At 65.6% G+C, this 5,330-nt stretch carries 5 protein-coding genes and 1 tRNA gene; 4 read left to right on the top strand and 2 right to left on the bottom strand.

Annotated elements, in window-relative coordinates:
- Positions 1–216: 216 nt before the first annotated feature.
- Complete coding sequence (locus Q427_RS20225) at positions 217–1,536, top strand: ferredoxin reductase family protein (protein ID WP_043516912.1); 1,320 nt, start codon at positions 217–219, stop codon at positions 1,534–1,536.
- 112 nt (positions 1,537–1,648) lie between these two features.
- Here Q427_RS20225 and Q427_RS20220 read toward each other — a convergent pair whose 3' ends face one another.
- Positions 1,649–2,320 carry a nitroreductase gene (locus tag Q427_RS20220; RefSeq protein ID WP_043516915.1) on the bottom strand — a complete coding sequence of 224 codons (672 nt, stop codon included), beginning with the start codon at positions 2,318–2,320 and terminating at the stop codon, positions 1,649–1,651.
- Between the two features lie 204 nt (positions 2,321–2,524).
- A tRNA-Arg gene (locus Q427_RS20215) sits at positions 2,525–2,601 on the bottom strand.
- Between the two features lie 173 nt (positions 2,602–2,774).
- Here Q427_RS20215 and Q427_RS32635 point away from each other — a divergent pair.
- Genes Q427_RS32635 through Q427_RS20200 form a run of 3 tightly spaced genes read left to right on the top strand, consistent with a single transcriptional unit; the run spans position 2,775 to position 5,216 of the window.
- A complete protein-coding gene (locus tag Q427_RS32635) occupies positions 2,775–3,566 on the top strand; it encodes an HlyD family secretion protein (protein WP_197030757.1) in 792 nt (263 codons plus the stop codon).
- Between the two features lie 31 nt (positions 3,567–3,597).
- A complete protein-coding gene (locus Q427_RS32630; RefSeq protein WP_197030756.1) occupies positions 3,598–4,053 on the top strand; it encodes a hypothetical protein in 456 nt (151 codons plus the stop codon).
- Positions 4,050–5,216: an efflux RND transporter permease subunit gene (locus Q427_RS20200; protein ID WP_231613822.1), complete on the top strand. Its 1,167-nt coding sequence runs from the start codon at positions 4,050–4,052 to the stop codon at positions 5,214–5,216. Before Q427_RS32630 ends, Q427_RS20200 begins: the two co-directional genes overlap by 4 nt.
- The last annotated feature ends 114 nt before the right edge of the window (positions 5,217–5,330 follow it).

Raw genomic sequence — 5,330 nt, 5'->3', positions numbered from 1 at the left:
CGGGTTGCTGAAACGGGCTGATGCGGCGATGTATGCGGTAAAGCGGAACAGGCGGAGTAGAGGGCAGGTTTGAACCGTGCCGGTTTGCACGGTCACTCCACCTGGCATTTAGCGGACGGGGGAAGTGAATACCTGCAGCCGGTGGCGGTGCTTGGATGTGACAAGGGGTTCAGCCACACTGGCAGGGCAAGCATGGATGCAAGTCAAGGAGGACCGATGAGACCCATCACTCGTCGCGGGCTGCTCTGGGGCGGCCTGTATCTGCTGCTGGCGCTGCTGCCTCTCGGCATCGCGCTGCTCACCGTCCCCGAAGAGCCCCGCGGTCTGCTCGGCGCCACCGGGGTGATGTTCGGGCTGCTGGCGCTGGGGGTTTTCGGCATGCAGGTGGTCATCTCCGGCCGGCACCGCTGGTTTGCCGAGAGCATCGGCTTCGACAATATCCTGCAGTTTCACCGCCAGACCGGGCTGTTGGCGCTGTGGCTGGTGGTGGCGCATCCGCTGCTGATATTTGCCAGCGACCCGAGCTATCTCGAGTTCATTGACCCCCGCGACGATACCCTGCGTGCGCTGGCGCTGATCGGCTTGCTGAGCGCCAGCGTGGTGTTGATCGTCAGCTCGCTCTGGCGAGTGCAACTGGGGCTCTCCTACGAATGGTGGCGGCTGCTGCACGGTGGCCTGGCACTGTTTGTAGTGCTTGGCGGGCTCGGCCACGCGCTGATGGCCAGCCACTATACCGCTGGCTGGATCACTGCCGGCTTGCTCGTGGCAGTGCTGATGGTGCCGGTGTATCTGCTGCTCGATTCGCGGTTGATCCGCCCGTGGCGAATGCGCAAGCGGATCTGGCAGGTGGTCGACAACCAGCCGGCGCTGGGCGATGCCACCACCCTGACCCTGGAGCCTGAGGGCGAACATCGCTTCGATTTCAATGCCGGGCAGTTCTTCTGGATCACCTTAGGCGACTCACCGTTCTCGCTGCAGCAACACCCTTTCTCGCTGGTATCGAGCGCCTGCAAGCCGGGGCGGATCGCCTTCACCGCCAAGAACCTCGGCGACTTCACCGCCACGCTGCCGGAAGTGCCACCGGGCACCCGTGCCTTCATCGAGGGGCCTTACGGCGCGTTCATTCCCGACGTACGCAGTGCCTCCGGAGCGGTGATGATGGCAGGCGGCATCGGCATCACGCCGATCATGAGCATCCTGCGCACCTTCCGTGACCAGGGGGTAACCCTGCCGCTGTGGTTGATCTATGCCAATCCCAGCTGGGACGAGGCGACCTTTCGTGATGAACTGTCTGAACTCGAGGCCGGGCTGCCGCTCAAGGTGATCCATGTGCTCAGTGACCCGCCCGAGAGTTGGCAGGGCGAGAGCGGCTATGTCGACAAGGCGCTGCTGGAGCGCTGCCTGCCGGAAGACGACGACCGGCGAGAATACTTCATCTGCGGGCCCGAGCCGATGATGAACGCCGCAGAGGGCGCCCTGATCGAGATCGGAGTGCCCGTCACGCGGATCATTTCCGACCGCTTCGACATTGTCTGAAGGAGGCCGATCATGCTGCATCAATACGTTCGCTACATCGGCAACCTGGCCGGCGCCATCCTGATCGCGGTGGCCATTGCGGCTGCCGTGATGGTGACCCGCTGACCGGGCGTCATCCGCCGTAGAAGCGTGTAAAGCGCTCAAGCCCTTCACGCTCGGGCACGAAGCCGTTCTCCGGTGCGTTGGGGTCGGCATGGCCGAGGGCCAGCGCACACAGCACCAGTTCGCTGTCGTCCAGCGTCAGTTGCTCGCGAATCACGCGGTGATAGGGGGCGATGGCGGCCTGGGCACAGCTGTGCAGGCCCTGGCCGCGGGCGGTCAGCATCAGGCTTTGCAGGAACATGCCGCAGTCCATGAAGCTGCCGGTATCCAGGCGCCGGTCGAGGGTGAGGATCATCGCTACCGGGGCATCGAAGAAGGCATAGTTGCGCCTCGCCTGGGCCAGGCGCTTGTCGCGCTCCTCCCGGTGGATGCCCAGCGTTTCGTAAAGGCCGTATCCGCAGCGCCGGCGCCGGCTGATATACGGCTCGAACCATTCGCGTGGGTAATAGACGTATTCGGCCTGGTGCTGGCCGGGCTCACCATCGAAGGCCGCCTGAAGCGCATGGCGCATTGCCGCCAGTGGTTCGCCGGTGACCACATGTACCTGCCAAGGCTGGATGTTGCTGCCGCTGGGCGCCTGTCTGGCCACGTGCAGCAGATGTTTCAGTGTCTCTCGCGGCACCGGGGTGGGCAGGAAGCGACGCATCGATCGTCGCGAAAGGATGGCATCGTCTACATGCATGGAAGGCACCTCATACGCGATGAATGGCCTATCATGGTGCCGTCTTGCCAGCAGATTTGCGATGCCGAGGACAGAGCCATTGCCCATGCGGAGTGCCCGAGTCGCTGCCCAGGCTCGGTTGTCGCACTGGCGCAGGTGCCTGTATTCAGGGGCATACCTTGCCGTGCGTGGGGCGGGAAAGACGTTGTCGACGATTGGGGAAGCTGGCGCCCCCACCAGGATTCGAACCTGGGACCTTCCCCTTAGGAGGGGGACGCTCTATCCAGCTGAGCTATGGGGGCGCAACGGCTGCGCATTATAAGGGCTTGGGGCGGCAAGATAAACCGCCACGATCGATCGTGTAGCTTGCGTAACACTGTCACACCCCGTTACCGAACTGCCCATTACCGGCGCCTGGACGGTATAGTAATGCTATAAATTCTATTTCGTTATTTTCATATTCCAGGAAAACCCTATGTTCAAGCGCCTCCTTCCCGTTCTGATCCTGGCCATCGGCGTGGCCGGCTTCATGGCGTTGCGGCTGACGCGCCCGGAGCCGGTCGAGGCGGTGGCGCAGGAGCGCAGCTGGCGTGTGGAGTCGATGGTGGTGAGCTATGGCGAGCACGTGCCGGTGCTGCCGCTGTTTGGCGAGGTGGTCTCGCAAGGCCGGGTCAATCTGGTAGCACCCATGGCGGCGCGAGTTGCCGAGCGGCCGGTTCAGGAAGGCCAGCGTGTTTCATCGGGAACACTGCTGGTGGCGCTGGATGAGGCCGACACCCTGCCGCCCCTGCGCCAGGCCGAGGCTGAGGTGGCGGACTTGGAGGCCCAGGTCGCCAACGAGCGCATTCGCCACGACAACGATCGTGAAGCCCTGGCGAGGGAGCGGGACATTGTCGCCAACGCCCAGCGTCAACTGGAGCGCACTCGCTCGCTGGTCGAGCGAAACCTCGCTTCCCCCTCCGATCTGGATAATGCCGGCGATACCCTGGCCCGGGCACGCCTGACGGTTACCACCCGTGAGGGGGCCATCGCCGAGCATCCTGCCCGGCTGCGCAGCCTGGAGGCGCGGCTGGCACGGGCCGAAGCAGTGCGCCTGACGGCGCAGCGGGACGCAGACCGCAGCCGGGTACTGGCGCCCTTTGACGGTATCGTGACCGGTATCCAGGTGTCGCCTGGCGATCAGGTGGCAGCCAGGGCGGCACTTCTTACACTGTATCCTCCCGAGGACTGGAGCTGCACGCCAGGTCCCCCAGCGTTATCTGAATGAACTCGGCGAGTGGCTCGAACAGAATGAATCCTTGACGGCGGTAGCGGTGGAGGGCGACCAGCGGTTCCGGCTGCAACGCCTGGCCGGGGAGAGCGACCCGGGTGGCACCGAGGCGATCCTGATATTGGAAGGGAGCGCTTCGGGGCTGCGTCCGGGGGCGTTGCTGCCGGTGCTGTTGCAACGCCCGGCGGTGGCTGAGGCCCTGGCGGTGCCCTTCAGCGCCCTGCACGGCAGCGATGTGCTCTATCGCATCGATGAGGAGGCGCGTCTTCGGCGTCATACCGTGATTCGCCTGGGCGAGACCCTCGGCGTTGACGGTGAGCGCTGGGCACTGGTGAGGGCGCCCGGCCTTGCCGCCGGCGACCGCATCATTGTCACGCACCTGCCTAACGCCATGCAGGGGCTACGGGTGGATGCCGACGAGGATGATGAAGAGCCCGAAGCCTTGCCTGGTGCCGCACCGACCTCGGTCGAGCCGCAGCCATGAGTCGCAAGCGTGGGGTGATCGGCTTCTTCGTGCATCACCGGGTTGCCGCGAACCTGGTGATGCTGGCGATGCTTCTCGGCGGTGCCCTGGGTATCGCGCGGATGAACGTGCAGTTCTTTCCCAGCTTCGCCCTGGACGTGGTCAGCGTGCGGGTCGTGTGGAGCGGAGCCTCCGCCGAGGATATCGAGCAGGGCGTCACCAACCCGCTGGAGCAGAAGCTGCGCAGCATCGACGGCCTCAAGCGCATGACTTCCACCTCTGCCCAGGGGATTGCCAACATAACCCTGGAGTTCGTCGAGGGCAGCGACCCGGTCCTGGCGCTGGACGACGTCCGCCAGCAGGTCGACGGCTTCACCAGCCTGCCGGCGGATGCCGAAACGCCGGAGGTGTCGCGGGTGGTGCGCTATGAGCCGGTGGCGCGCCTGCTGGTGCGGGGCGATCTCGATGAGCGCGAGTTGCGCCAGCTGGTGCACCGCTTCGAGAGTGAACTGCTCCTGCGTGGTATCGACCGGGTGGAGGTGAGCGGGCTGGCGCAGCAGCAGATCAGCGTCGAGGTGCCGGCCGAGCGGCTGCAGGGCCTGTCGCTGTCGCTGGATCAGGTCGCCGAGCGGGTCCAGGGCATGTCCCGGGACCTGCCCGCCGGCATCCTGGGCCAGCAGGACAGCGCCCGGGAGCTGCGCTCACTGGAGCAGCGCCGTGACCCGCTGGCCTTCGAGAGCCTGCCGATCCTCAGCGGCGACCGGGTCCAGCTGCGGCTGGGGGATATCGCGACGATCCGGCAGGAGCCAAGAGAGGGGCAACTGCGCCTCAGCCGCGATGGCAGGTCGGCGGTGGAGATGCAGTTGCAGCGTGCCGAGAGTGGCGACTCCCTGGCGGCGGCCAGGGTGCTCGATGAGTGGCTGGCCGAGACCCGGCCGCAGCTGCCGCCGAGCGTCGAGCTGGAGGTGCACGACGAGTCCTGGCAGCTGATCGACGAGCGCATCTCGCTGCTGATCAGCAACGGTGCCGGCGGCCTGCTGCTGGTGGTGATCCTGCTCTACTTCTTCCTGCCGGCGAGGGTGGCGCTATGGGTGGCCATCGGCATTCCCACCGCCTTCATGGCGGCCCTGGGGGTGTTCTGGGGCATCGGCGGCTCGATCAACATGATGTCGCTGTTTGCCTGATCATGGCCTTGGGGTGATCGTCGACGATGCCATCGTGGTGGGCGAGGACGCGGACGCCCACCATCGCGCAGGGGAGGCGCCACGGCATGCCTCGGCGGGGGCGGCACGGCGCAT

Source organism: Halomonas sp. BC04 (genome assembly GCF_000568385.1).
The sequence above is the reverse complement of the archived record's forward strand: the minus strand, read 5'-3'. Positions and strand labels throughout refer to the sequence as shown.

Bases quoted from the DNA above. Each gene is read 5' to 3' on its own strand.
- Q427_RS20220 (WP_043516915.1), bottom strand. From the start codon at position 2,320: ATGCATGTAGACGATGCCATCCTTTCGCGACGATCGATGCGTCGCTTC.
- Q427_RS20200 (WP_231613822.1), top strand. From the start codon at position 4,050: ATGAGTCGCAAGCGTGGGGTGATCGGCTTCTTCGTGCATCACCGGGTT.
- Q427_RS20225 (WP_043516912.1), top strand. From the start codon at position 217: ATGAGACCCATCACTCGTCGCGGGCTGCTCTGGGGCGGCCTGTATCTG.
- Q427_RS32635 (WP_197030757.1), top strand. From the start codon at position 2,775: ATGTTCAAGCGCCTCCTTCCCGTTCTGATCCTGGCCATCGGCGTGGCC.